This is a genomic window from Streptomyces sp. NPDC000594, from assembly GCF_040299965.1.
Taxonomy (GTDB): Bacteria; Actinomycetota; Actinomycetes; order Streptomycetales; family Streptomycetaceae; genus Streptomyces.
The window spans coordinates 219,524-243,901 of the sequence record NZ_JBEPCY010000003.1 but is presented as its reverse complement, the minus strand read 5'-3'; the positions used below and the strand labels follow the sequence as shown (position 1 = coordinate 243,901).

Genomic DNA, 24,378 nt, shown 5'->3' with positions numbered 1-24,378 from the left:
GAACAACGGTCCACCAATCCGGTGGCCCCCGTACGGGCGCATGGCCGAAAATTCATCTCCCCCGTCATGCAACCGGCGGCCCGGCGGGAGGCGTCTTGGCGTGCACCTCTGAACGGTGCCACGCACCACTTGGGGCATGGGGGAGCGAGTACGCATGACAGCGGAGCAGGAATCGACGAACGCGATGACGTACGCGTACAACCCTGAGGGGGGGACGCGTGTCCAACAGACGTGGCAGACGTACTCGACTTCGCGGCCGTGGTCCCGGTCCGCAGGGCCCTGCGCCCGCGCGGAGGCTCCTCGGCGACAGCCGGCACCCCGCGCGGGGAAGCGGCGGGCACGGGCTTCGGCACGGCCGTCCGGCCGGCGCGCGCACCCCGGTTCCCCGGCGGTATGCCGGTGATCGCTCCCATGCCCACCCCACGCGCCACCCACATCCCGGCCCAGCGTGACGGCGCCGACCTCACCATGACCGCCGGTACCACCGTCGATCACCTCACCGAGACCTACCGCGCCCACTACCGGTCGCTCCTCGGCCTCGCCGCGCTCCTCCTCGACGACACCGCGTCCTGCGAGGACGTGGTGCAGGAGGCCTTCATCCGGGTGCACTCCGCGCGCAAGCGGGTCCGTGACCCCGAGAAGACCCTCGCCTACCTCCGCCAGACCGTGGTCAACCTCTCCCGCTCCGCGCTGCGCCGCCGGATCCTCGGGCTGAAGCTGCTCTCCAAGCCGATGCCCGACATGGCGAGCGCGGAGGAGGGCGCCTACGACCAGCTGGAGCGGGACGCACTCATCAAGGCCATGCGCGGCCTCCAGCGCCGTCAGCGCGAGGTCCTGGTGCTGCGATACTTCGCGGATATGACGGAAGCTCAAGTCGCTGAGACACTGGGCGTATCGCTGGGGTCGGTGAAGGCATACGGCTCCCGGGGCATAGCGGCGCTGCGCGTCGCGATGGAGGCCACGGCGTGAGCGGCGACAAGAAGCGGATCGACCGGCACGGTCCCGGGACCCCCGAGGGGGACGACCGGCCGGCCGGCGACCTGACGGGGAACGGGACTGTGGGCAAGGACGAGGAGCGCGACGACACGGCCGACGGACCGGCCGACGGCACGAACCTCCCCCCGGACGCCGCCCCGGTGTCCGGCGGCGACTCACCCGCCGGCCCCGCCGGTCTCGGCGGTCTCGGTGGTCCCGCCGGTGCGGGTGCTCCCAGCGGTTCGGGTGGCCCCGGCGGTCCGGATTCCGACGCGGACGAGCTGCGCCGGATGTTCCAGGACGCGGTGGGCTCCCTCGCCCCCGCCGAGGGGACCCTCGACCATCTGCGCCGGGCGGTGCCCAAGCGGCGGGCCCGCAAACGACAGGCGCTGATCGGGGTGGCCGCGGCGGCACTGCTGCTGGGCACCGCGCTCCCGTCCGTGGTCCAGCACCTCACCGGCTCCGGCGGTGGCAGGGACGAGGCCCGTATCCCCCTCGGCCAGGTCAACCCGGCCGAGGGCTCCAACGGCGGCTCGCCCGTCCCCGGCGCCTCGGCCACCCGGAACCCCGCCGAGCCCAGCAAGGGGCCGTCCACCAAGCCCAGGGACCCCGACAAGGGGGGCGACGACGGCGGCCAGACCCCGGGGCGGGACCCCGACGACAGCGGGAGCAACGGCGGCGCGGTCCCGGTGGACCCGCCGACCGGCCGTTCCGGCACCGGCGTCCAGGTGTGCGATGCCTCCCAACTGGGGGTCGCCCTGGAGGAGACCGGCCCGCCGGGGGCCGACGGCGCGGTGTACGGCACCTTCCGGATCGCCAATGTCTCCGACAGCAACTGCACGGTCGCCGGACCCGGCACCATCAGCCTCGAACACGCCGGTGCCGCCGACCCGCAGAAGATCACCGTGGCCCGGCACACCTCCGGTGACGCGGCCTTCGGGCTGCCCGACCCGGCACAGGAGTCGGCCGCGCTGATGCTGGCCCCCGACACCAGCTATGACGTGCGGTTCGCCTGGGTGCCCAGTGAGACCTGCCCGACCGTGGGCGAGAGCCCGGCCCCGACCCCCTCGGAGCCTCCCGCGCCGGGCGAGGGCTCGGCCGGTGGTACGGATGTCACCGGCGACGGCACGCTCCCGCAGACGATCAGCCAGGACGGCGGCCCGCAGGACGGGTCGGTCACCGTCTCCCTGATCCCGGACTCCGGCGCGCCGGCCGCCCAGGCCGTCATCCCCAACGCCTGCGCGGGCACGGTCTACCAGACGGGGCTGCTGACCAGCTCCTGACCGCGACGCGACCGGCTCCTGACCGCGACCACCCGCCGCACCGGCACCCGGCGCCGCACCGTGATCGCCGTACTGTCACCTCTGTGCCGTCACCACCGTGCCGCCCCGCCCGTACCGGGCGGGGCGTCGGCCGTTGTGGCAGCGGGTCCCGGACGGTCCTCAGGCGGTCCTCAGGCGGCCCTCAGACGGTGGTCGGCTCGGCGGGCAGCCCGAGTTCGCGGTCGCGGGTCTCCTCCGCCTCCCGGCGGAACAGACGGAACCACATGAAGAGCACAAAGGCGGCGAAGGCGAACCACTCGCCGGTGTAGCCGAGGTTCTGGAACGCCTTCAGATCCAGTCCGCTTCCGTCCAGCTGGGCGGGGGGCACCGTCACCATGTCCCCGTCGGCCTCGGTGAGCGTGATCCATCCGTTGTGGACCTCGTCCGGCACCAGGTTCACCAGTGAGGCGGCACTGATCATGCCCAGGCTCCCGGCGGGCAGACCGCCCGTGGAGTGCACCCCGTCCGTGCCCATGTGCTCCGAGGGCTGGAGCACACCGCGCACGGCGACCTCCCCGGAGGGCGCGGCCGGAGCCGGGGCGCCCTTCGGCACCCAGCCCCGGACCACCGGGAGCTGCCGTCCGCCGTCGGTCTTCAGCAGGGTCAGCACATAGTCCCCGCGCTCCCCGTCCACCTGCCGGTCGGGGACCCGGAACTGCTTGCCGTAGACCCCGGTCGCGGTGGCCGTCCGCCCGGCGGTCAGCTTGTCCACCGGGAGCAGCTCCCTCAGCGGCGCCGCCGGACGGTCACCGGCGGCGGGCCCCTGACGGGCCTCCTGATGGGAGTCGACCCGGTCCTCGAACCTGTCGAGCTGCCAGGACCCCATGAAGATGCAGAACGGGATCGCCAGGACGACGAAGGCATTGATGCCCCACCACCGGGGCGTCAGCAGGAACCGGTACACCCCTCCACGGTACGGAACGCCTCACCGGGACCGTGTCCCGCCCCCCTCTCAGGACTCCATGGCGACCCCTTCGGCCCGCTTCGTGCCGGTGCCGGTGCCGAGGTGCGCCTCGGCGAAGGCGATCTCCAGCGCCAGCTGCTTGATCCGCTCCTCCACCACCAGCGAGCCATGGCCCGCGTCGTAGCGGTACACCTCGTGCACCGCGCCCCGGGCCGTCAGCCGGTCGACATAGTTCTCCACCTGGCGGATGGGGCAGCGGGGGTCGTTCACCCCGGCGGAGATATAGACAGGGGCGCCCACCGCGTCCACATAGGTCAGCGGGGAGGAGGCCGCGAACCGCTCGGGCACCTCCTCGGGGGTGCCGCCCAGCAGGGTGCGGTCCATCGCCTTCAGCGCCTCCATCTCGTCGTGGTAGGCCGTGACATAGTCGGCGACCGGCACCGCCGCCAGGCCCAGCGCCCAGGAGTCCGGCTGGGTGCCCAGGCCCAGCAGGGTCAGATAGCCGCCCCAGGAACCGCCCGCGAGCACCAGCCGCGCCGGGTCGGCGAGACCCGAGGCCACCGCCCACTCCCGGACCGCCGCGATGTCCTCCAGCTCGATCAGACCCACCCGGTGCTTGAGGGCGTCGGTCCACTCCCGGCCGTATCCGGTGGAACCCCGGTAGTTCACCCGCACCACCGCATAGCCGTGGTCGACCCAGGCCGCCGGGCCCGCGGCGAAGGAGTCGCTGTCGTGCCAGGTCGGACCGCCATGGATGTCGAAGATCGTGGGCAGCGGACCGGTGGCGCCCGCCGGGCGCTGCACCAGGGCGTGCACCCGGCCCCCGGGCCCCTCGACCCAGACATCCTCGACCGGCACCGACTCCGGTGCCCTCATGCCCGGCGGATCGAGCACCACCCCGCCCGCCGTCGAGCGCACCTGCGGCGGGAGCGCCGCCGAGGACCACAGGTATTCCACCGATCCGTCCGGCCGGGCGGTGGCGCCCGAGACCGAGCCGGACGGGGTGGAGATCCGCACCAGCTCCCCGGTGGCCAGGTCGTACCGGAACAGCTCGCCCCGGGCCTCGTGGTCGTGCGCGATCAGCAGCCCCGAGCCGTCCGGGCACCACTGGGCGTGCACATCCCCGGGAAGGCCGAACGCCGGATCGGTCGTCGCGCCGGTCGCCACATCCCAGATCATCGGCTCCCAGCGGCCACGGCGCTGATGCCCCACGAGCAGCCGGGTGTCCCCGGCGACGGGGGCGAAGCCCAGCGCCTCCAGGCCCAGCTCGCGGGTGCCCCCCTTGCTGTCGTCCAGCTCGGCGACCGGGGTGCCGTCCAGCCGCACCACCCGCAGCGCGGAGTGCATGGCGTCCCCGTGCTCGGTGTGCTCGATCACGATCAGCGAGCCGTCGTGGGAGAGGTCGCCCACCCCGGCGGACTCCCGGTGGCGGTAGATCTCCTCCGGCTCCCGCCCCTCCCGCACCACATGGATCGTGGTGCCCTCCTCGTCGGTGGAGCGCCCGACCACCGCGGCGCCGTGCCGCCCGATCGCCAGCCCCGCCCCGTACGCCGGGGCCAGACCGGGGGCGGCCGGGACATCCTCCCCGCCGCCGAAGGGCTGGCGCATCCATATGCCCAGCTCGTCGCCGTCGGTGTCGCTGAACCACCAGATGGACCCGCCGTCGGGGGTGAGCACCCCGTCCGTCGTGCCGCTCGGCCGGTCGGTGGCCTGCCGCTGCTCACCGGTGGAGCGGTCCCAGGCGTACAGCTCGAAGGTGCCGGTGGCGTTGGAGACGAACAGGGAGCGGTCCGGGGCGTCCTCCGCCCAGTCGGGCAGGGAGACACGGGGGGCGCGGAACCGCCGCTCCCAGGCAGGCAGGTTCTCGGTGTCAGTCATGCCTCTATCCAACCCGATGCCGGTCATCTGGTGCACGGCTCGTCATCTGAATCGGAGTTCATTCGAATTCGAGGCCGTGAATGCTTCGTTCGGGAACGATTCAAATTAAGATCAGAAGCAATGCGCAGTAATGTTCGAGTAGTGGGCTGAGGTCGGCAGTCGGTAACGCGGACCGAAGGCGAGAAATCTCTTTTCGTGCTTGCCCAGAAGCGCGATTTTCATATTGGGTGGACGCCCCCCGGCAGCCTTTCGGTTACCTCTCCGTCGAATCCGAGGATGAACACCGTATCCTCACTACGGACCCGGTCTACGCGGCGCTGCTCCAGGAGATAGCGATGCGCATACGCAATGGGGACTCGACCGACACCATTGCCGAGGACGTCAACCGGCACATCGTCAGGCTGCTCGGGCGTGAACCAGCATCGTGCCCACAGCCTTGGCCTCGGGTGGGTCGATCAAGGACACACGCACATCGGAGAAGCCGTGCCCCACAAGAAGGCTCCTCCACTCGTCCGGGGTGTGGTCGTGTCGCATTCCCGTCTTGCCGGGCTGTAGCTCTTGGCTCCCCGGGGGAAGGTGCGAGAACACCAGCACCCCGCCGAGAGAAATGCGCCCCCGTACAAGCGGCATCAACGTATCGGGAGCCGTGAACCACACGGCACCGAAGATCGAGAGCACGACATCGAACTCCTCCGTCGCACCCTCCAGGAACTCGACGGCTTCAGCCGTACGGAATTCCACGCCGGGCAGACCGCCCCAGCGCTTGCGCGCGACGGCTTCGCGGGACGGAGCGACGTCAATGCCCACGCCGCTGGCCCCGAGGGTGACGAGGTGAGCGAGGTTGTCACCGCTGCCTGATCCCAGCTCCAGTACCTTCCGCCCCGCCACCGGCCCGAGAACAGTCTCGTCCGGGCCGTGGTCGGCGTACTGGGTCCAGTTGAGCCAGGTCGATTCCCCGCACCCGTTGGTGGCCCTACGGGGCTTGCTGGTGGCCGCGTAGCGCTCCCAGGACTCAGCCAGCGTCGACGACATGCAGACGGTTCCTCTCATGGCGGAAGGGGCCCACCCCCAACGTATGGGATGAGCCCCCACTCACTTGCAGGTGGACGGTTCTATGTGTTGGGTGAGTCGGTGCATCCGGCGTGGCACTGCGTGCACTTGGCCGCATCCTCCATGCCCCACAGGTCGGGGTCGATCTCGAACCCGGCCGTCCGGATGGCCTTGACCGTCCGTTCCAGGACCAGCGGACCGGCGTCCCGCGAGTCGTGTCGGTCCCCCAGCTCGGGAACGTGATGGATATACCGGCCGAAGTGCCGGTCAGTGAAGTGGTGGTACGGGATCGAGTCCAGCATGAACGAGTGCCACGCCTCGTCCACCTGCTTGGACGGACCCATGAGCAGGTCCGGGTTCTCGCCGCATGTGACCAGGTAGGCGACTGCCTGCCCGAACTTGGCCTCCGCCAGTTCGCGGGTGTTCTCCGGGTTCCGGAGGAGGAGCGTCACCTCCCGCTCCCACACGTCCGGCGTGACGTACGCCTTCGGGTCGCGGACCACTACTGCCGTACTCATCCTGGCTGACCTCCACGTAGTGCTGATGCGGATGGACATGACGACCATGTTCCGGATCAGCCGGCACCATTGCGGCGACGTTGAAGGCGTCCCTCGGGCGTCATGTCGGCGTCACGCCGAGGGCGTCAAACCGGTGTCATTGGAGGCGCGGCGTGACTAACCTCGGATCATGACGACCACGGCCGAGCGTGAGCGCACCCCCAACGACGTGCTGACCTCAGTACGCAAGTCGATGAACCTCAGCCAGGACGAGTTTGCCCAAGGACTCCGGCGCGCGGGCGAGGAGCTGGGCGAACCCAACGACGCCTCCAAGCGGCTTGTGCAACGCTGGGAATCCGGGGAGACCAGGACATGCCGTCCGCTGTACGCGCGGGCGCTGAGGCGGTTCACGGGCCGCGTTCCCGAGTCGCTGGGGTTCGCCATCCCCATGACCCGCGTCCACTCAGACGGAGCAGGAGGCCACGACATGGAAGCTGGGGAAGTCCGCACGACCGATGTCGTCGCGAGCCCGGAGCCGGAGACTCAGGGCGAGTACGGGGGCATCTGGGTGTCCCGGTACGAGTTCTACTCATCCAGCCGTGACGAGACATTCGACTGCAAGCACCATGTCGTGATCGTCCAGCACGGCAACCGGCTGACAGCCCAGAGCCTGCCTGGCGCGTCGACCAACCCGGACAGCCCACTGTCTCTGGACCTCACCGTGGACCGGAACGTCATCACGGGCACGTGGACGGAACAGACTGCGGCCGATGGCTACTACCAGGGTGCGCGGTATCACGGTGCCATCCAGATGCTGATCGAGCCGACAGGCCGACGCATGGCGGGCAAGTGGGTGGGGTTCGGTAAGGACTTCGACATGAACACCGGGCCATGGGAACTGCGCCTACTCGATCGGTCAAGCGCCCGCGCAAGCATTGAGCGGTACTCGACCACCCCTGGCTGAAGCACGGGTGAAGAAGCTCCTTCGGGGGACCGGAGGGGTGGGTGTCAGCGGGTGAGCAGAGCGCTGGCCGCCCGGCAGGACTGGACAGACGTTCTTATGTAGCGGCAAGATCCGTCGCTGCGGTCCGGGGCGTCCTCCGCCCAGTCGGGCAGGGAGACACGGGGGGCGCGGAACCGCCGCTCCCAGGCGGGCATCGAGTCGCTGGCGTCAGTCATGCCCCCCATTCTGCGCCCGTTCGCCGACAAACCGTTCGCGCCGTCCTCAGCCTGTGGATAACGTCGTCACCATGCCCCAGCAGACCCCTGCCGACCAGCCCGGATCCGATCGCCCCGGCCCCGGGGACACCGACCCCCGGACCCCGCCCGCCGCAGCGCCGCAGACAGGGGAGCCGCAGACAGGGGAGCCGCAGGCCGGGGAGCCGCAGTCCGGTGGCGGCCCCGGGGAGCGGATCCCCGACGGCTGGCGCGAGGCGAACCGCGCCAACTGGGACGAGCGGGTGCCGATCCATGTGGCCAGCGAGTTCTACTCGGTCGACGCCTTCCGCGCCGGCCGTGAGGTGCTGCGCGGCCATGAGATCGCCGAGGTCGGCGAGGTCACCGGCCGCAGTCTGCTCCACCTCCAGTGCCACTTCGGGCAGGACACCCTCGCCTGGGCCCGGCGCGGCGCGTCACGGGTGGTCGGGCTCGACTTCTCCGAGCCCGCCGTGGAGAACGCCCGTGCCCTCGCGGCGGAGCTGGGCCTCGGCCCGGACCGGGCGGCATTCGTCGCCGCCGATGTGTACGACGCGGTGGAGGCGGTGCCCGACCGCTCGTACGGCATCGTCTACACCGGTACCGGCGCGCTGAACTGGCTCCCGGACGTCGAGCGCTGGGCGGAGACCGCCGCCGCGCTGGTCGCGCCCGGGGGCTTCCTCTATCTCTCCGAGTTCCACCCGGTGACGGACATGCTGGACGACGAGACGGGCTCCCGGGTCGTCCACGACTACTTCTCGCCCGCCGCCTGGGTGTCCGAGGAGCCCAACACCTACACCGACAGTGCCGCCACCCTCGCCAACCGGCGCTCGGTGGAGTGGCAGCACCCGATCGGCGAGGTGGTCTCCGCGCTCTGCGCCGCCGGTCTGCGGCTGGAGTTCCTGCATGAGCACGATGTCTCGGTCTTCGCCCGCTTCGGGAACCTCGTCAAGGAGGGGGAGCACCACTACCGCTTCCCGGCCGACCGGCCCCGGGTGCCGCTGATGTACTCCCTGAAGGCGACCCGCCCCCGCTGAATCGTTCCGTCGGCCCACCGGGGCCGTGCTCCCCAGGAGAGCGCCGGGGCTCCCTCAGGGAGCCTTGGGCAGCCGCACCACCGCCCGGCCGCCGTCCAGGTCCACCGTGGAGTGGTGCGGGGGCGCGCCGTCCTCCTCGTCGTCCCGCAGCACCAGCGCGCTCTGGCGTTCCTTGAGTTCGTTCTGCTTGCCCTGCGAGAAGGTGGCGTGCAGCTGCTCGAAACCGGTGGCGGAGACCTGGCCGCGCCGCTTGCCGAGGCCGGTGGCCCGCATGATCTGGTCGGCGAAGGCGACGACCAGCAGCGCTATCACCAGGCCGGGCAGGGTCATGAAGACGATGAGTTCCATGGCGTCGCTCTCCTGTGGGGTACGGGCTCCTGGGGGATGCGGGCTCGGCGGGATCCTGGCGGGAGGGGCCGGCGACCCGGCAGGGCCTATCGACCCGGCAGGGCCACCGCCACCGCCGCCGCGTACCCCGGGTCGGCGGGCACATCGGCGATCGACCAGCCGGGCACGGGCACCGGCAGCGGCCCGGCGCCGACCTCGGTCAGGGACAGGTCCTCGTTCAGCCCGGTCCCGGTGGCCTTGAGGAACGCCTCCTTACGGGTCCAGCAGCGGGCGAAGGCACGGAGCCGGTCCTCACCCGCCAGCCGGTCCAGCTCGTCCCGCTCGCCCGGATGCAGCTGGCCCGAGATCTCGTCCACGGTCGTCGGCGCGGGCAGCCGCTCGATGTCCACACCCACGGCGGTCGTGGCCAGCGCGATCAGCACCCCGCCGGTGGTGTGCGAGAGCGAGAAGTGCACCGGGTCGCCCGGGACCACGGGTCTGCCGTGCGGCCCGCCGCACTGGGTGCACGGCCGCCGCTCCAGGACGACATCGGCGGGTGCCGTCCCGAGCCGCTCGCCCAGGAGTCTGCGGAGCGCCACATGCCCCACCGCGTACGCCTCCTGGTCCTGCGGGCGCAGAAAGCCCGCCAGCTTGGCGCGCTCCGCGTCGTCCAGCGTCTCCCGGTGGGCGAGGGCGTCGGCGGCCAGCTCCGCCACCCGGCCGTAGAAGATCCGCTCCACCCCCGGCGGCGCGGGGGCGGTCCGGGGGTCGGTCCCCCCGGGGGACACGGGGGCGGGTCTGCCGTCGGCGGGGGACTCGGTGGACATGTGCTGCCTCTCCTCAGGTCACGGCGGGTGCGGTGTCCCTCCAACGCTCCGTCCCCCCGCCGGGGTTCCCGCCCCCCGGGGCGCGCCGGCCACTTCCCGCCCCCCGGGGCGCGCCGGCCGCTTCCCGCGCCCCGGGGCGATCGGTCGCTTCCCGCGCCCCCGGGACGGCCGGTCGCTTCCTGAGGGCCCCGGGACGGCCCGCCGCCCTCAGGGCATCACCCGGACCCGGCGCCAGCAGGACAGCAGGACCGGTTCCAGCCGGTGCCGTCCCCCCTCGTCCACCGTGAAGACCTGCATCGCGCGCAGCGCCCGTACCGTCTCCAGGGTCTCCAGCTCCGTCGGCAGCGCGTCCGCCGCCATCGACCGCGCGGAAGCCAGCGGAGCCATCGGAGCCGGCGGAGCCACCGCGCCCAGCGCGGTCACCGGTGCCGGTGCGCCGTCCGGCCCGGTACCCGCCGGGAGCCCGGCGGCGACCGCCGTCAGGACGTCCTCCCGGCTCAGCCCGTCCTCCGTCATGAACTCGCCCACCGCCCGGTAGGCCCACCACAGCCGGGTGCCCGGCTCCACCCCCGCGAGCCCCAGGAACTCCGCCGCGCCCGCCTCCGACTCCAGCCACTCCACCACGGTCAGCAGCGCCTCCCGCTCCCCGCGCCCCCGCCCCAGCTCCTCCGCGACCCGGTCCACCAGCAGCGGCCAGCCGCCCGTCGCCGCCGCCAGCCGCGCCAGCGCCGCCTCCGAGGTGAACGCGGACCGGTCCAGCGCCCACACCCGCAGCCCGCTCGCGGTGTAACGGCGCAGCGGCACCGTGTCGATGTCGCCCTCCCGGTCGTCGGCGAGGAACCACAGCGCCCGCTGCCGGGGCCCGGCGACGATCACGGCGGACCGGGTCACCCCCGCCCGCTCCGGCACCAGCCGCCGGGCGCTCTCCAGCGAACTCAGACAGGTCCCGGGGCCGGGCTCCTTGGCGTGCAGATCGGAGACGACGACCCGCCCCCGCCCCGGGGCCCCGCCCGTCAGCTCCCGCTCGAAGTCGGAGCGGCGGGCGACCGGCGGCATCGCCCAGCCGGTGCTCTCGGCGATCTCCCGGAGCGCCGGGCCGACCCGGTCGATCCCGGTCGCGGGCGTCCCGATGACCACCCGGGTCAGATTGCGCCGCTCGGGACCGCCCCGCCCGCCGGGCAGGATCTGGGCGATCTGGGCCGCCGTCAGCGGCGAGTGCGAGTGGGTGAGCCGGGAGCTGTGCCGGGACTCCAGCGCCGAGAGCCGTTCGGTGATCTCCCGGCTGGCCGCGCTCTGGAGCTGGCACTCCACATCGTCCAGAGTGCCGATCATGCTCAGGGCGTTGGCGCCGCGCAGATGCCAGCCCCGGTGGTCCGGGTCGGGCGCCAGCACCCCGAGCCCCTCCATCTCCGTCAGATACGCCCGGAACTGGTCGGGATCGAGGTCCGAGAACCCCTCCGACCACCAGTAGGTGCACTCATCCCGCAGCTCCGCATGGGTCATCAGGGCGCCCAGGCCCTGGTGGTAGGCGTGCAGGGCGACCACATTGGCGATGACGTTGTACCGCGAGTCCAGCCGGAGCGTGTCATGGAACGCCCCGGTGATCGAGCGCTGCAACTCCTTGTCGGACTGGACCTGTTCGACTTCGGCCCGGCTGATCCGGTACGGCGGCGGCGCCGGTTCGCCGCGCCGCCGGTCGTGCATCGTCTGCACCAGCCGGTGGGCGAACATCTGGAGCAGAAAGGGCTGGTACGAGCAGTGCCCCAGGATCCGGTGGACCAGCGCCGGCTCCTCGAAGCGGTAGCCGAGCGCGGTCAGCGGCGTGATCAGCAGATCGGCGGCGGCCTGCGGTTCCAGCGGACCGATCGCCTCCGGGTGCTGGGAGAGATGGCTGAACGGGTTGTTCACGGCGAGGGTCGCGTACCGCTGCACCGAGTGCAGCCCGGCGAAGACGACCTTGACCCCGTCGTCGGTCCGGGCACTGAGGTCGCGCAGCCGCCGGGTCTCGGTGAAGCGGGGCGAGTCCGCCTCGAAGAACCCGTCCGCCTCGTCCAGCATGATCAGCATCCGCCGTCCGCTGTCCCCCCGCAGCCATCCCTTGATCCCCGCCAGGACCTGTTCATAGGTCGGGGTGGCGTCCGAACGCAACTTGCGCGGCATCTCCAGCGCGCCCCGGTCCAGCAGCTCCCGGCCGATGATGTGCCAGATCGTCGCGGACGGGGCATGGGTGCCGGTGTACGTGGAGTCCAGGCTGAGCACCGCCGCGACCTGGCCGCCCGCCGGGCCCGTCCCCAGCTCGAACTGGCGGGCCGCCTCCCGCAGCAGCGCCGACTTGCCGAGCCCCCGGCCCCCGAAGAGCACCTGGTTCCCGGTGGGGATCTGTACCGACTTCAGCTCGTCGCCCCGGCCGAAGAACATCTCCTCGGCGACCCGGCCGCGCTTCTCGCTGACATAGGGATTCACCGCCGAGAACGGCAGCAGCACCCGGGTCGCCGGGCCGAGCAGCTGATTGCCCCGCGCGGCGAGATGGGCGAGCGCCGCGTCGTCCAGCACCAGCAGCGGGCGGCGGCCGATGCACTCGGCGGCCAGCCGGACCCGGCCCGCCGCCGACAGGGTGCCGAAGTAGGCGACCAGCAGACCGCCCTGGCCCGGGTCCTGCCGCACCCGCGCCAGCAGCGCCTCCGGTGTCGGCTGGCCCCACACCAGCATCACCCGCAGCCGGCCCCGCAGCCCCGAGCCGAACTCCGGGACCAGCGACTCCCCGGTGTGGGTGACATCCCGGACCTCCAGGAAGCGGTACTCCCGGCCGAGGCTCTTCTGCTGGTCGCGCTGGGGCCTGCGGGTGCTGCGGAAGCCGATCAGCCGCAGCGCGGGCATCAGCAGCGACTCCTCGCTCAGCCCGTCGAGCCGCCGCGCGCCCTCCCGGGACGCCATGTCCCGCCAGCCCTCCAGACCTTGGGCCGCCGCCTCGGCGAACTCGGGCGACATGGCCGAGCAGTCCAGCCCGTCCAGGCCGAGGAAGCGCTCCCGGCGGCGGACCGCGTCGATCAGCTCCGGGGTGATGCCGTCCGGCAGCGCGTCCGGGACGGCGGGGAAGAAGTGGGCGAGCGCGGTGAGCGCGGGATCGGTCCGCCGGATGTCGGGGACGGCGTCCCCGGCGGCCAGCGCGGAGATCAGCTCATGGGCGGTGAGCAGATCGCCCGCGTCCAGCAGGGGGGTCACCCGGTCGGTGTCCTCGGCGGTCAGCCCCGGGATCTCCGCCAGCCGGGTGCGCAGCCGGGCGGTGAAGCCCGCGTGGGCCCGCTCCAGCTCCTCGGCGAGGGCGTCGAGCCGGGCGCGGGCCTCGGCCAGATCGCTCACCGGGGTGATCGGCACGGCCCGCAGCCGGTGCTCGAAAGCGCGCTCCTCCGCCTCCTGGAACACATCGTCGATCCGGGCCCGGCGCAGCCGGTCCTCCAGGATCCGGCGGCGCTGCTCCAGCTGGGCCGAGGTGCGCGCGCCCGCCTCGGCGACCAGGGTGTGCAGCTCGTCGGGGAGCGGGGGCGCGGAGGGCCGCCCGCCGTCACCGCCGTCACCGCCGGGAACGCCGTCACCGCCGGGGATGGCGTGGTCACCAGGGATGGCATGGCCACCGGGAACGCCGTCGCCGGGCCCGGCGGGTGCCGTCACCGGGGCCGGGGGATCGAGCAGCCTGCGGGCCACGTCGTACCGCTCGGCGGCGGTGTGCAGCCGGACCGCCTCCGCCGGGCTGCGGCGGCTCGCGGCCAGGAACTCCGCCGGGGAGGTGACGGGGACGAGTGCGTCGCCCGTCACCGGATCCAGCCGGACGCCCGCGATCCGCAGCAGTACGGGGCCGAGTGCGGGGGTGCCCGGGGGAGCGGCGGGGGCGGGCCGGGCCTCGCCGGAGAGCAGCCGGAAGGTGTGGGCGAGGGAGGCGGCGGCGGCCCGTACGGCGGCACAGGCATAGGCACCGCCTGCGCCACCCGTACCGCTGCCCGTGCCGCCCGTACCCCCCGTACCGCGCTCCCCGGGTGATCCGGTGCGGTCCGGGACCGCACCGGACCGGTGGCCGTCCAACTCGGCGAGGACGGGGGCGCGCAGCCCGAGAACGGTGGAACGCATCTCCTGGACCTGGTCGGCACCCCAGTCGGCGGCCCCCGCGTCCAGGGCGCGGGAGCAGACCACCCAGCGCTCCACCAGCCGGAGCTGATGGTGGGCGAGCCGGAGCAGATTCTGCCGGGACGCCCCCTCCAGCCGGGTGCGGTTGGACTTCATCAGCCGCCGGTCGATCTCGGCGAGCCGGTCCTGGAGGGCGGTGCCGCAGCTCAGCTCGCGGACCCGAGCGGCGACCTCGTCCCGGGCGGAGCGGTCGTCACCGGCCGCCCGGTGGAGCAGCGAGCCGAGCAGCCCGTCGCGGGCGAGCCACTGCCGGGCGATGTCGGAGGCGCGGTTGAAACGGAGCCGGGGGTGCTGCTCCAGGCCCTGCCGGCACTCCTCGCACGCCTCCTGGAGGGCGCGTTCCAGCTCGGCGGCGTCCCGGGCGAGCGCCAGCGGCGGCGCGTGGAGCAGGGTGGACCGCAGCGCCCGCTGGGAGACCTCACGGGCGACGGCCCCGAGCGCGGGCGGTACGGCGGCGGCCAGCCGGGCGAGCGGGGCGCCGGTCTCGGGGTCCCCGGTGACCAGGACGGTCCGCAGCAGCGCGGCGGTCACCAGCAGGGCGTCCGGCCGGTGGGCGGCCAGCTCCTCCGGGTCGGTCCCGGCCAGCTCGGCCCGGAGCCGGGCGGCGCCGTCGCCGTCGGCGGTACGGAGGTTCTCGGCGAGGGCGGCGATCCGGAGGGCCGAGATCCGGTGGGCGGGCGCGCCGGACTGCTCGGCGAGGACGGCGGCCGGCCCGGGGTGGCCCGTTCCGACGAGCAGCGCCAGGACGGCATCCGGGGAGCCGGGGGCGGCCTCCTGGGCGGGTGCCCCGGGGCGCTCGCTCCGGCCGGTCCCGGCGGTCCGAGGGGAACCCCCGGTGCTCCCGGTGCCGGTGTTCGCCGGGGTGTGCGGGGTGTCCGGGTGGGTCCTCCGGTACGCCGGTGCCACCGGCCCCGACCGCTCCGGCGGCCCGGCCCGGCGTACGGTCCGCGCCTCCCCGGGCTCCCGGGGCGCGGGCACCCCCGCCGCTGTCCGGTGCGCCGTCTCCGGCCCGGTCTCCGGCTCTGTCCGCGGGGGTACGGGGGGCTCCTCCGGCGCCGGGTCCGCACCGGGATCGGCGGCCGGGCCCTGCGGTGCGGCGGGCCCCTTCGGTACGGGATCGCCACCGCCCCCGGGGTCGTCCCCGCCGCCCTCGTCGTCCCCGTCGCTCCCGTCGTCTTCGTCCCGGTCGCCCCCGGTGCCCCGGTCGTCGCTCCCGGGCTCGGCCCGGACCCCGTCACCGCGCTCCGGACCGTCACCGCGCTCCGGACCGTCACCGCGCTCCGGACCGTCACCGTGACCCGTGCCGTCGCCGTGCGATCCCGGGGCGTCCGCTCCCCCCGGGGTGTCGTCCGCGTCCGGACCGCTGTCGGCCCCCGACCCGGACTCCGTCCCCGTCCTCGGCCCGGACTCCGTCCCCGTCCTCGGCCCGGACTCCGTCCCCGTACCCGTACCCGTGCCCGTCTCCGTCGCCGGAACGGCCTCCGGCGCCGCCCCGGGGCCCAGCTCAAGCCCCGCGTGCTGCGCCGCGAGCCCCAGCAGCCAGGGCGCCCGGTGCGCCATGGCCGCCAGCAACCGCAGGATCTCCCCCGCCCGCTCCTGGTCCCGGGCGAGGTCGACCATGGTCAGCAGGGTGTCCAGGGCGCCCGCGTCGGCCAGCTCCCGCTCCCCCCACTCGGGGCGGGCGATCAGGGCACGGGCCCGCTCCCGCGCCTCCGCCAGGGCGGCGCCGGTCACCGCCGACCCCTGGGTCCGCTCCAGCCGGGCGACGGCCGCCAGCCGCTCCCGCAGCTCCCCATGGGCGAGCCGGTCCCGTACCCCCGCGGTGTGCTCCCGTACCGCGTCGAGGCAGGGCCGCACCCCCTGGGCGCCATGGGCCTCCAGACCGGTGACGGCCCGGTCGAACGCCTCGGTCAGCGCGGTCAGCGCGGCCAGGTCCCCGTCGTCGGGGCGGGCCCGGTCCGTGACCGCCGTGGCGATCCGGCGTAATGGCTCCGCGACCTCCGCGAGGGCCGACTCCACCCGCTCCACGGCGGCTTCGAGCAGGGCCGCGTCCGGCGCCGCCGGTGTCCCGGCCGCCGCGGACCGCCCGGTCAGCGCGTCCAGCTCGGGGGTCAGTCCCACCAGCCGCAGCGCCACCTCCCGTACCTCCGCCAGCTCCGCCGCGTCCGCGGTCTCCGCCAGCCAGGGCTGGTCGACGGCCCAGAGCCAGATCCGGGCGTCCCCGGCGGTGGCCCGGAGCACCGACCAGACCGTCAGCCGCAGCAGGGCCGGGCTCCACCGCCGGGTCAGCGGCGCGGGCGGCACCTCGGGACGGGCGGCCGACTGGACGGTGGCGAAGACCAGATCGCTCAGGAGCGGCTGGGTGAGATGGCCCGCCGCGTGCCGGGTCCGCGCCGAGTCCGGCTCCCGCCGCATCCGCGCCAGCAGATCCCGGCAGAGCGCCGGGCTGACCCTGGTGCCCACGACCGGTATGCGCAGCGCCCCCAGCACATGCCGCCGCCGCTGTACGGGCATCGAGTGCAGGGCGTGCTCCACATCGGCCTGTCCGATGTCGCGGACCGCGAGGGCGAGCTGGGGCGCGAGCACGGAGAGCACCCGGGAGAAGTCGGCGAGCGCGGCCCGGACCGGTGGCGGATGTTCGGCCTCCGCTTCACTGGCGGGACAGGGCGCTGCGGTCTCCTCGTGGGAGGGGGACCGATGGCGACGCGGTGAGGTCACAGAGGCTCCAGGGTCGGGAGGTACGCGGCAGCTCGCCCGGAGACGTGGGGTGCCGGGCGGCAGGGACCGGAGGATCGGGCCGGGGGCGCGGACGCGGGTCCGGGCCCGGGGCGGGCGGAACGGACGGGTGAGGGCGATCGTGTGACGACGCGGGCGCGGGCACGCGGGAACGGACGGTGTGCACCGGTACGCCGGCGGCACCCGGGAGGACGCGACACCCGGGAGGACGCGGGTCGCGGGGCGCGTGGCACGGGAGCGTGACCCCGGGCCGGCGGCGGCCGGGCGGGCGCGGTGCTACCGGGGCGCGCCGGCGCGTATTCGGAAGCCGTGACGGCGGGCGTGACCGATACCCCGGCCGCGGTCGCCGCCGGTCTGGCGGGACACACGGACATCGGGGGAGGGCGCGGGCGGCACCGCCCGGCGCGTCAGGGCGAAGTGGTCGTGCATGTTCATACGTGCACATCATCACCGAGTGGCTACGTCACGTGAAGTGCCCTGTGGACAAACGCGGTTGAAGGTCTTGTGGAGAGTCGCCGTGCGTCCCCCCGCGGCTGCTCCGCCGTGGTCCTCACGGGCCTGCCCGTACCCCGCCGCGCGCCCCGCTACCCGTCCGTCCGTTCGCCGGAAGGCCCTTGACGGCCTGTTGACGACTGTGGACGGGCTGACCAGTGGGCGGGCCGGCGGGGTCGGCGGGGCGCGGGTCGGTGGGGTCGGTGCCGGAGCCGCGGGCGGGGCTCAGCTCGCCGGGCCGCAGCGGCCGACGACCGTCCCCGCCCGGTCGACGCAGATCACATCGACCTCCACCGGGGCGCCCCGCAGCACCGCCAGTGCCTCGGTACGCGCCGCTACGGCGACCAGATCACCGAGCGGGACCCCCGCCGCCGCGCACGACTGGAGCGCGGCGAGACCGGTGTTGGCCGTCTCCACCTCCCGTACCAGCGCCGCGTCCGCCCCGCCCCGCCGGGCCAGCGAGGCGAGGAACCCCTTGTCGACCTGGGAACGGGCCGAGTGCAGATCCAGATGCCCGGCGGCCAGCTTGGAGAGCTTGGCGAAGCCGCCGCAGACGGTCAGCCGGTCCACCGGGTGGCGGCGCAGATACTTCAGCACCGCGCCCGCGAAGTCGCCCATGTCCAGCAGGGCGTCCTCCGGCAGACCGTAGGCGGCGACCACCGTCCGCTCCGAGGTCGAGCCGGTGCAGGCGGCCACATGGCGGCGCCCGGCGGCCCGCGCCACATCCACACCGCGCCGGATGGAGTCGATCCACGCCGAGCAGGAGTACGGCACCACCACACCCGTGGTGCCCAGGATGGAGAGCCCGCCGAGGATCCCCAGCCGGGGGTTCCAGGTGGAACGGGCGATCTCCTCCCCGTGGTCCACCGAGACGGTGATCTCCACATCGCCGGTCCCGCCGTGCAGCCGTGCCACCCGCTCCACATGGTCGCGCATCATCTGCCGGGGTACGGGGTTGATCGCGGGCTCCCCCACCGCCAGCGGCAGCCCCGGCCGGGTGACCGTGCCGACGCCCGGACCGGCCCGGAAGACCACCCCGGAACCGGCAGGCAGCACCCGTACCGTCGACCGGACCAGCGCGCCATGGGTGACATCCGGGTCGTCGCCCGCGTCCTTGACCACGGCGGCCGTCGCCCGGCCCGCCGCCAGCTCCTCCCGGGCCAGCGCGAAGGAGGGGGTCTGCCCCTTGGGGAGGGTGATCGTCACCGGGTCGGGGAAGTGGCCGGTGAGCAGGGCGGTGTACGCGGCGGTGGTCGCCGCCGTCGCACAGGCACCGGTGGTCCAGCCGGAGCGGAGACCGGTGTGCTTGAGTTGGGCGACGCGTCCGCCCGATGCCTCACTCATCGCCCCGTACCCCGCCTGCCCCGCTCATATGCCCTGTCCCACCCATCGAGCCCCGTCCCCCGGGAACCTCGGAAGCTTCAGGAACCTCGTAGACCTCAGAGACCTCAGGAAAGGGTCCGCGCTCCGTGCACATCGTGATTCTCGGGGGTACGACGGAGGGCCGCCGCCTGGCGGAACTCCTCCATGGCACCCCCGGCCTGCGGCTGACCAGCTCGCTCGCCGGGCGGGTCGCCGCACCCCGGCTGCCCCCGGGCGAGGTCCGGGTGGGCGGCTTCGGCGGGGCCGAGGGGCTGGCGGCATGGCTGCGCGCACACCGGGCCGATCTGCTCATCGACGCCACCCATCCCTTCGCCAGGACCATCAGCCACTCGGCGGCCGAGGCCGCCTCCTGTGCCCATGTTCCCCTGCTCGCGCTGCGCCGTCCCGGGTGGGTCCGGCAGCCGGGCGACGACTGGCATCCGGTGGAATCGCTGGTGGCGGCGGCCGCGGTGCTGCCCTCGCTGGGGCGGCGGGTCTTTCTGACCACCGGGCGCATGGGGCTCGCCGCCTTCGCGCCCGGGGACGGGCTGTGGTTTCTCGTCCGCTCCGTCGACCCGCCGGAGGGGGTCGTTCCGGACCGGCTGGAGGTTCTGCTCGACCGGGGGCCCTTCACCCTCGAAGGGGAGCGCGCGCTGCTGGCCCGCCATCGGATCGATGTCCTGGTGACCAAGGACAGCGGGGGCGCGGCGACCGCGCCGAAGCTGGCGGCGGCGCGGGCGGCGGGGCTCCCGGTGGTGGTGGTCCGCCGCCCCGCGCCCCCGCCGGGGGTCGAGACCGTACCGGACCCCGAGACGGCGGCACAGTGGGTACGGGAGCGGCTGCCGCGCGGGGTGTGACGCGGGAGTGTCGGGGGCCGGCGTCAGCGAACTGACGCCGGGGCCGCGTACCGGGCGTGCGGCGTTACCGTGCTGACGCGGCGGTCCATGCCCCCACCCCTGCGGTTCACAGCTCCACCCCTGCGGTCCACGGTGTCACCCGACGGTCGCGCCGCACTCGTCCCGCTCGCGCCCCGCCGAGTACAGGAAGCTGTCCCGGAAGCCCTCCGCGCCCAGCGTCCGTCCCACCAGGATGACGGCGGTACGGACGACCCCGGCCGCCCGTACCTGCTCGGCGATGTCGCCGAGGGTGCCGCGCAGCACGATCTCGTCGGCCCTGCTGGCGAAGGCGACCACGGCGGCCGGACAGTCGGCGCCATAGTGCGGCAGCAGCTCCTCCACCACGCTGTCCGTGTGTCCGGCGGCCAGATGCAGCACGATGAGGGCGCCACTGCGGCCGAGCGTGGCGAGATCCTCCCCCTCGGGCATGGCGGTGGCGCGCCGGGCGATCCGGGTGAGGATCACGGTCTGGCCCACGGTGGGCACGGTCAGCTCGCGCTTGAGGGCGGCGGCCGCGGCGGCGAACGCGGGCACGCCCGGGACCACCTCGTACGGCACCCCCGCCGCGTCCAGGCGGCGCATCTGCTCGGCCATGGCACTGAAGACGGACGGGTCGCCCGAGTGCAGCCGGGCCACATCATGGCCCTCCGTGTGGGCGCGCACCAGCTCCTCGGTGATCTCGTCCAGGGTGAGCCGGGCGGTGTCGACGAGCCGGGCGCCCTCGGGGCAGCTCTCCAGCAGCTCGCGCGGGACCAGACTGCCCGCGTACAGACAGACCCGGCAGGACGCGAGGGTGCGGGCGCCCCGCACGGTGATCAGATCGGCCGCGCCGGGACCGGCTCCGATGAAGTACACGGTCATGTGCTGTCTCCTGATTCCACGGGGTCCTTCACAGGGCCCTCGGCCGGCTCCCCGGGCTCCTTGCGTACCGCCCACTGGGTCACCGGCATCGCCTGCCGCCAGCCCGTGAAGCCGCCGACGGGGACGGCGTGCGCCACCGCCAGCCGTACCAGCTCACCGCCGTACCGCCGGTGGTACCCGGCGAGCACCGCCTCGGACTCCAGCGTGACGGTGTTGGCGACCAGCCGCCCGCCCTCCGGCAGCGCCTCCCAGCAGGCGTCGAGGAGCCCGGGGACGGTCAGCCCGCCGCCGATGAAGACCGCGTCCGGGGCGGGCAGCCCGCCGAGCGCGGCGGGCGCGGCGCCGGTCAGGACCCGCAGCCCGGGGACGCCGAGACGGTCGGCGTTGCCGGCGGCGCGGTCGGCCCGTACGGGGTCGCGCTCGACACAGACCGCCAGGCAGGACGGGTGGGTACGCATCCACTCGATGGCGATCGAGCCGGAGCCGCCGCCCACGTCCCACAGCAGCTCCCCGGGGGCGGGCGCGAGGGCGGCCAGGGTAGCGGCGCGGACATGGCGCTTGGTCAGCTGACCGTCGTGGTCATAGGCGGAGTCGGGAAGTCCGGGAACGGCCCCCAGCCGGGGTGCGCCGGGGGCGCGGCGGCACTCCACGGCGATGACGTTCAGCGGGTCGCCGGGCGGGTGCGGCCACTCCTCGGCGGTGCCCTCGCGGCGGGTCTCGGCGGGGGCGCCGAGCTGTTCGAGGACGAGCATCCGGCTGGGCCCGAACCCCCGGTCGCGCAGGAGCGCGGCGACCTCGCCCGGCGTCGCGGCACCGGCGCTGAGCACCAGGACCCGGCGCCCGTGGTGCAGGGCGGCGGCGAGCCGGCCGGTGGGCCGGCCGACCAGGGTGACCACCTCGGTCTCCTCCACCGGCCAGCCCAGCCGGGCGGCGGCGAGCGAGACGGACGAGGGGTGGGGAAGGACCCGCAGCGCGTCCGGCCCCAGGATCTCGGCGAGGGCGCGGCCGATGCCGTAGTGCATGGGGTCCCCGCTGGCCAGGACGGCGAGCCGGCGGCCCCGGTACGCATCGACCAGCCGGGCCACGGCGGGCCGCAGCGGGGTGGGCCACGGCACGCGCTCGGCGGTGCACTCCGGCGGCAGCAGGCCGAGCTGCCGCCCGCCGCCGAGGACGACCCCGGCGGCCCTCAGGGCGTCCCGCGCCCCCTCGGGGAGCCCGGCCCAGCCGTCGGCCCCGATACCGATGACGGTGACGGTGGGGGGTGCGGGGGTCACGCCGGTACCTCGGTTTTTTGGGGGGTCGGGGGGCCGTGCGCGACTCTACTGTCCGTGGGCGCGGTGGCCTCAATTTAAGCCCGTCCGGCGATTGAGGACGGACGCTCGGCCCCGGGTGCCCTCGGGCGGACGCCGGGGCCAGCCCCGAACCCCGCTCCTCAATCTCCCCCGGACTCCGTCCGGGAGCTGCCCCCCATGGGGCTGATTTCTGCCCCGGGCGGCTCCTGGATGGCTTTCCGGTGGACGGGGGCCTCAATTTCAGCCTGTCCGGCGATTGAGGACGGACGCTCGGCTCCGAGTGGCCTCGGGCGGACGTCGGGGCCAGCCCCGAACCCCGCTCCTCAAGCGCCGGAGGGGCCGGGACGGCTACGGCGCCTCCGGATAGCGACGCGGCGTCCAGGCCACCGTCGTGCCGTCGCCGCGCCGCACCGTCCGGGTCTGCGAGGACCCGACCAGCAGCAGGGTCCGCATGTCGACCTCCCCGGGCTCCAGCTCCGCGAGGCGGACGACGCGGACGGACTGCTCCGGCCCGCCGACATCGCGCGCGACGACCACCGGTGTGTCCGGCGCCCGGTGCTCCAGGAGGAGCTCCCGCGCCTTGCCCACCTGCCAGGTCCGGCTCCGCGAGCCGGGGTTGTAGAGCGCGAGGACCAGATCCGCGCCGGCCGCCGCCCGCAGGCGCTCCGCGACGACCTCCCAGGGCTTGAGCCGGTCGGAGAGGGAGATCGTGGCGTAGTCGTGCCCGAGCGGCGCCCCCGCGGCGGCCGCCGCCGCGTTCGCCGCGGTCACCCCCGGCAGGACCCGTACCGGCACCTCCGCGTACTCCGGCAGCGCCGCCGCCTCCAGGACCGCCGTCGCCATCGCGAAGACCCCCGGGTCGCCCCCGGAGACGACCGCGACCCGCCGCCCCCGCCGGGCCAGCTCCAGCGCGAACTCCGCCCGCTCGGACTCGACCCGGTTGTCGGAGCCGTGCCGCCGCTGACCGGCCCGTACCGGAACCCGGTCCAGATAGGTCGTATAGCCGACGAGATCGTCCGCCCCGGCGAGCGCCCCCTTCGACTCGGGTGTCAGCCACAGCGGCCCGGCGGGCCCGGTGCCGACCACGACGACCTCGCCCCGCCCGGGAACCGCGTCCACCGGAGGCTCCGGCGCCGTCGCGCCGATCCGGCTCGGCAGCACCGCCACCGAGAAGTACGGCACGGAATCCGCCGCCACCTCGGCCAGCGCACCCGTGCGCTCGCCCTCCATGGTGGCCCGTTCCACATAGCGGGCCTCGTTCAGCCGCCCCGAACGCTCCAGCGCCCGGCGCACCTTGGGGAACGTACGCCCCAGCTTCATCACCACCGCCGCGTCCGTCGACGCCAGCCGGGCCGTCAGCTCCTCCTCCGGCAGTGTGCCCGGCAGGATCGTCAGCACCTCCTCGGCCTCGACCAGCGGCACCCCCAGCCGGGCCGCCGCCCCGCTCACCGAGGTGACCCCGGGGACGACCTCCGTCGGATACCGGTCGGCGAGCCGCTTGTGCATATGCATGTACGAGCCGTAGAAGAGCGGATCGCCCTCCGCGAGCACCGCGACCGTGCGCCCCGCGTCCAGATGGACGGCCAGCCGGGCCGCCGCCTCCTCGTAGAACTCCTCCAACGCGCCCCGGTAGCCCCCCGGGTGGTCGGTGGTCTCCGTGGTGACGGGGTAGACCAGCGCCTCCTCGATGTGGTCCGGCCGGATGTGCCGGGCCGCGATCGACCGCGCGATGGACCGCCCGTGCCGCGCGCTGTGGTACGCGATCACATCCGCCTCGGCGATGACCTCCACGGCGCGTACGGTCATCAGCGACGGATCGCCGGGGCCGAGCCCCACGCCGTACAGCCGGCCGGTGCTGGTGCCGCTCATTCTTCCTCGCTCGCGATCGCGTTCAGGGCGGCGGCCGCCATGGCACTGCCACCGCGCCGGCCGCGCACGACCAGGTGGTCGAGGCCCGAGCCATGCCCGGCCAGGGCTTCCTTCGACTCGGCGGCGCCGATGAAGCCTACGGGTACGCCGATGACGGCCGCCGGGCGAGGGGCCCCCTCCTCGACCATCTCCAGCAGCCGGAAGAGCGCGGTGGGCGCGTTGCCTATGGCGACGACCGCACCGTCGAGCCGGTCCCGCCACAGCTCCAGCGCGGCGGCGCTGCGCGTCGTCCCGAGCCGGGCCGCGAGATCGGGCACGGAGGGGTCGTTGAGGGTGCAGATCACCTCGTTGTCGGCGGGCAGCCGCTTGCGGGTGACCCCGCTGGCGACCATCCGCGCGTCGGTCAGGATCGGCGCCCCGGCCCGCAGCGCCGCCCGTGCCCGCGCCACCACCTGGGGGCTGTACGAGAGATCGCGTACGAGATCGACCATCCCGCAGGCGTGGATCATCCGGACCGCGACCTGGCTGACATCGGCGGGCAGACCCGCGAGGTCGGCTTCCGCGCGGATGGTGGCAAAGGACTGGCGGTAGATGGCCGCGCCGTCCTTCTCGTAGTCGAACACGCTCTTCTCGCTGCTCTCGCTCATCGGGTCACCGCGTCCGGTCGGACGCGGGCGGCG

General features: G+C 74.1%; 18 protein-coding genes. 5 read left to right on the top strand and 13 right to left on the bottom strand.

The window, feature by feature from the left end; translation table 11 throughout:
- The first annotated feature begins 231 nt into the window (after nt 1–231).
- Together ABT354_RS06110 and ABT354_RS06105 are read left to right on the top strand one after the other, a co-directional pair.
- Nucleotides 232–969: a SigE family RNA polymerase sigma factor gene (locus ABT354_RS06110; RefSeq protein WP_351489684.1), complete on the top strand. Its 738-nt coding sequence runs from the start codon at nt 232–234 to the stop codon at nt 967–969.
- Nucleotides 966–2,258: a hypothetical protein gene (locus ABT354_RS06105; protein WP_351489682.1), complete on the top strand. Its 1,293-nt coding sequence runs from the start codon at nt 966–968 to the stop codon at nt 2,256–2,258. Before ABT354_RS06110 ends, ABT354_RS06105 begins: the two co-directional genes overlap by 4 nt.
- 181 nt (nt 2,259–2,439) lie before the next feature.
- Here the strand turns inward: ABT354_RS06105 and ABT354_RS06100 are convergent, their stop codons facing one another.
- The 4 genes from ABT354_RS06100 to ABT354_RS06085 form a co-directional block, all read right to left on the bottom strand.
- Nucleotides 2,440–3,201 carry an SURF1 family protein gene (locus tag ABT354_RS06100; protein ID WP_351489680.1) on the bottom strand — a complete coding sequence of 254 codons (762 nt, stop codon included), beginning with the start codon at nt 3,199–3,201 and terminating at the stop codon, nt 2,440–2,442.
- Between the two features lie 48 nt (nt 3,202–3,249).
- Complete coding sequence (locus tag ABT354_RS06095) at nt 3,250–5,079, bottom strand: S9 family peptidase (protein ID WP_351489678.1); 1,830 nt, start codon at nt 5,077–5,079, stop codon at nt 3,250–3,252.
- Between the two features lie 396 nt (nt 5,080–5,475).
- Nucleotides 5,476–6,111, bottom strand: coding sequence for a class I SAM-dependent methyltransferase (locus ABT354_RS06090; RefSeq protein ID WP_351489676.1), 636 nt, complete (start codon nt 6,109–6,111; stop codon nt 5,476–5,478).
- An 80-nt stretch (nt 6,112–6,191) separates the two neighbouring features.
- Nucleotides 6,192–6,686, bottom strand: a complete 495-nt coding sequence (locus tag ABT354_RS06085; RefSeq protein ID WP_351489673.1) for a glycine-rich domain-containing protein — start codon at nt 6,684–6,686, stop codon at nt 6,192–6,194.
- Nucleotides 6,687–6,816: 130 nt separating this feature from the next.
- On the opposite strand from ABT354_RS06085, the gene ABT354_RS06080 reads away from it, so the two are divergent.
- Nucleotides 6,817–7,590: a helix-turn-helix domain-containing protein gene (locus ABT354_RS06080; protein ID WP_351489671.1), complete on the top strand. Its 774-nt coding sequence runs from the start codon at nt 6,817–6,819 to the stop codon at nt 7,588–7,590.
- 44 nt (nt 7,591–7,634) lie between these two features.
- On the opposite strand, the gene ABT354_RS06075 is transcribed toward ABT354_RS06080, so the two are convergent.
- Complete coding sequence (locus ABT354_RS06075) at nt 7,635–7,805, bottom strand: hypothetical protein (RefSeq protein WP_351490206.1); 171 nt, start codon at nt 7,803–7,805, stop codon at nt 7,635–7,637.
- A 71-nt stretch (nt 7,806–7,876) separates the two neighbouring features.
- On the opposite strand from ABT354_RS06075, the gene ABT354_RS06070 reads away from it, so the two are divergent.
- Entirely contained in the window at nt 7,877–8,857 is a 981-nt protein-coding gene (locus ABT354_RS06070) for a class I SAM-dependent methyltransferase (protein WP_351489668.1), read from the top strand.
- Between the two features lie 54 nt (nt 8,858–8,911).
- Here the strand turns inward: ABT354_RS06070 and ABT354_RS06065 are convergent, their stop codons facing one another.
- The 4 genes from ABT354_RS06065 to ABT354_RS06050 all read right to left on the bottom strand — a co-directional run bounded on the left by ABT354_RS06065 (nt 8,912) and on the right by ABT354_RS06050 (nt 18,762).
- Entirely contained in the window at nt 8,912–9,205 is a 294-nt protein-coding gene (locus ABT354_RS06065; protein ID WP_351489665.1) for a DUF6191 domain-containing protein, read from the bottom strand.
- 86 nt (nt 9,206–9,291) lie between these two features.
- Entirely contained in the window at nt 9,292–10,011 is a 720-nt protein-coding gene (locus ABT354_RS06060; protein ID WP_351489662.1) for a 4'-phosphopantetheinyl transferase family protein, read from the bottom strand.
- 207 nt (nt 10,012–10,218) lie between these two features.
- Nucleotides 10,219–16,908 (bottom strand): hypothetical protein, encoded by a 6,690-nt coding sequence (locus ABT354_RS06055; protein ID WP_351489659.1) that lies wholly within the window; start codon nt 16,906–16,908, stop codon nt 10,219–10,221.
- 735 nt (nt 16,909–17,643) lie between these two features.
- Complete coding sequence (locus ABT354_RS06050; RefSeq protein WP_351489656.1) at nt 17,644–18,762, bottom strand: cobalt-precorrin-5B (C(1))-methyltransferase; 1,119 nt, start codon at nt 18,760–18,762, stop codon at nt 17,644–17,646.
- 125 nt (nt 18,763–18,887) lie between these two features.
- On the opposite strand from ABT354_RS06050, the gene ABT354_RS06045 reads away from it, so the two are divergent.
- Nucleotides 18,888–19,637: a cobalt-precorrin-6A reductase gene (locus tag ABT354_RS06045; protein ID WP_351489653.1), complete on the top strand. Its 750-nt coding sequence runs from the start codon at nt 18,888–18,890 to the stop codon at nt 19,635–19,637.
- Between the two features lie 135 nt (nt 19,638–19,772).
- Here ABT354_RS06045 and cobM read toward each other — a convergent pair whose 3' ends face one another.
- The 4 genes from cobM to ABT354_RS06025 all read right to left on the bottom strand — a co-directional run bounded on the left by cobM (nt 19,773) and on the right by ABT354_RS06025 (nt 24,345).
- Complete coding sequence (gene cobM, locus ABT354_RS06040) at nt 19,773–20,537, bottom strand: precorrin-4 C(11)-methyltransferase (protein WP_351489651.1); 765 nt, start codon at nt 20,535–20,537, stop codon at nt 19,773–19,775.
- Nucleotides 20,534–21,811: a precorrin-6y C5,15-methyltransferase (decarboxylating) subunit CbiE gene (gene cbiE / locus ABT354_RS06035; RefSeq protein WP_351489648.1), complete on the bottom strand. Its 1,278-nt coding sequence runs from the start codon at nt 21,809–21,811 to the stop codon at nt 20,534–20,536. Before cbiE ends, cobM begins: the two co-directional genes overlap by 4 nt.
- A gap of 366 nt (nt 21,812–22,177) precedes the next feature.
- Nucleotides 22,178–23,698 carry a precorrin-2 C(20)-methyltransferase gene (locus ABT354_RS06030; protein ID WP_351489645.1) on the bottom strand — a complete coding sequence of 507 codons (1,521 nt, stop codon included), beginning with the start codon at nt 23,696–23,698 and terminating at the stop codon, nt 22,178–22,180.
- On the bottom strand, nt 23,695–24,345 hold the full coding sequence (locus ABT354_RS06025; RefSeq protein ID WP_351489642.1) for a precorrin-8X methylmutase: 651 nt from the start codon (nt 24,343–24,345) through the stop codon (nt 23,695–23,697). The genes ABT354_RS06030 and ABT354_RS06025 overlap by 4 nt, the downstream gene beginning before the upstream one ends.
- Nucleotides 24,346–24,378: the final 33 nt, after the last annotated feature.

Bases quoted from the DNA above. Each gene is read 5' to 3' on its own strand.
- ABT354_RS06050 (WP_351489656.1), bottom strand. From the start codon at position 18,762: ATGAGTGAGGCATCGGGCGGACGCGTCGCCCAACTCAAGCACACCGGT.
- ABT354_RS06070 (WP_351489668.1), top strand. From the start codon at position 7,877: ATGCCCCAGCAGACCCCTGCCGACCAGCCCGGATCCGATCGCCCCGGC.
- ABT354_RS06075 (WP_351490206.1), bottom strand. From the start codon at position 7,805: ATGACTGACGCCAGCGACTCGATGCCCGCCTGGGAGCGGCGGTTCCGC.
- ABT354_RS06085 (WP_351489673.1), bottom strand. From the start codon at position 6,686: ATGTCCATCCGCATCAGCACTACGTGGAGGTCAGCCAGGATGAGTACG.
- ABT354_RS06090 (WP_351489676.1), bottom strand. From the start codon at position 6,111: ATGTCGTCGACGCTGGCTGAGTCCTGGGAGCGCTACGCGGCCACCAGC.
- cobM (WP_351489651.1), bottom strand. From the start codon at position 20,537: ATGACCGTGTACTTCATCGGAGCCGGTCCCGGCGCGGCCGATCTGATC.
- ABT354_RS06080 (WP_351489671.1), top strand. From the start codon at position 6,817: ATGACGACCACGGCCGAGCGTGAGCGCACCCCCAACGACGTGCTGACC.
- ABT354_RS06060 (WP_351489662.1), bottom strand. From the start codon at position 10,011: ATGTCCACCGAGTCCCCCGCCGACGGCAGACCCGCCCCCGTGTCCCCC.
- ABT354_RS06030 (WP_351489645.1), bottom strand. From the start codon at position 23,698: ATGAGCGGCACCAGCACCGGCCGGCTGTACGGCGTGGGGCTCGGCCCC.
- ABT354_RS06065 (WP_351489665.1), bottom strand. From the start codon at position 9,205: ATGGAACTCATCGTCTTCATGACCCTGCCCGGCCTGGTGATAGCGCTG.
- ABT354_RS06025 (WP_351489642.1), bottom strand. From the start codon at position 24,345: ATGAGCGAGAGCAGCGAGAAGAGCGTGTTCGACTACGAGAAGGACGGC.
- ABT354_RS06095 (WP_351489678.1), bottom strand. From the start codon at position 5,079: ATGACTGACACCGAGAACCTGCCTGCCTGGGAGCGGCGGTTCCGCGCC.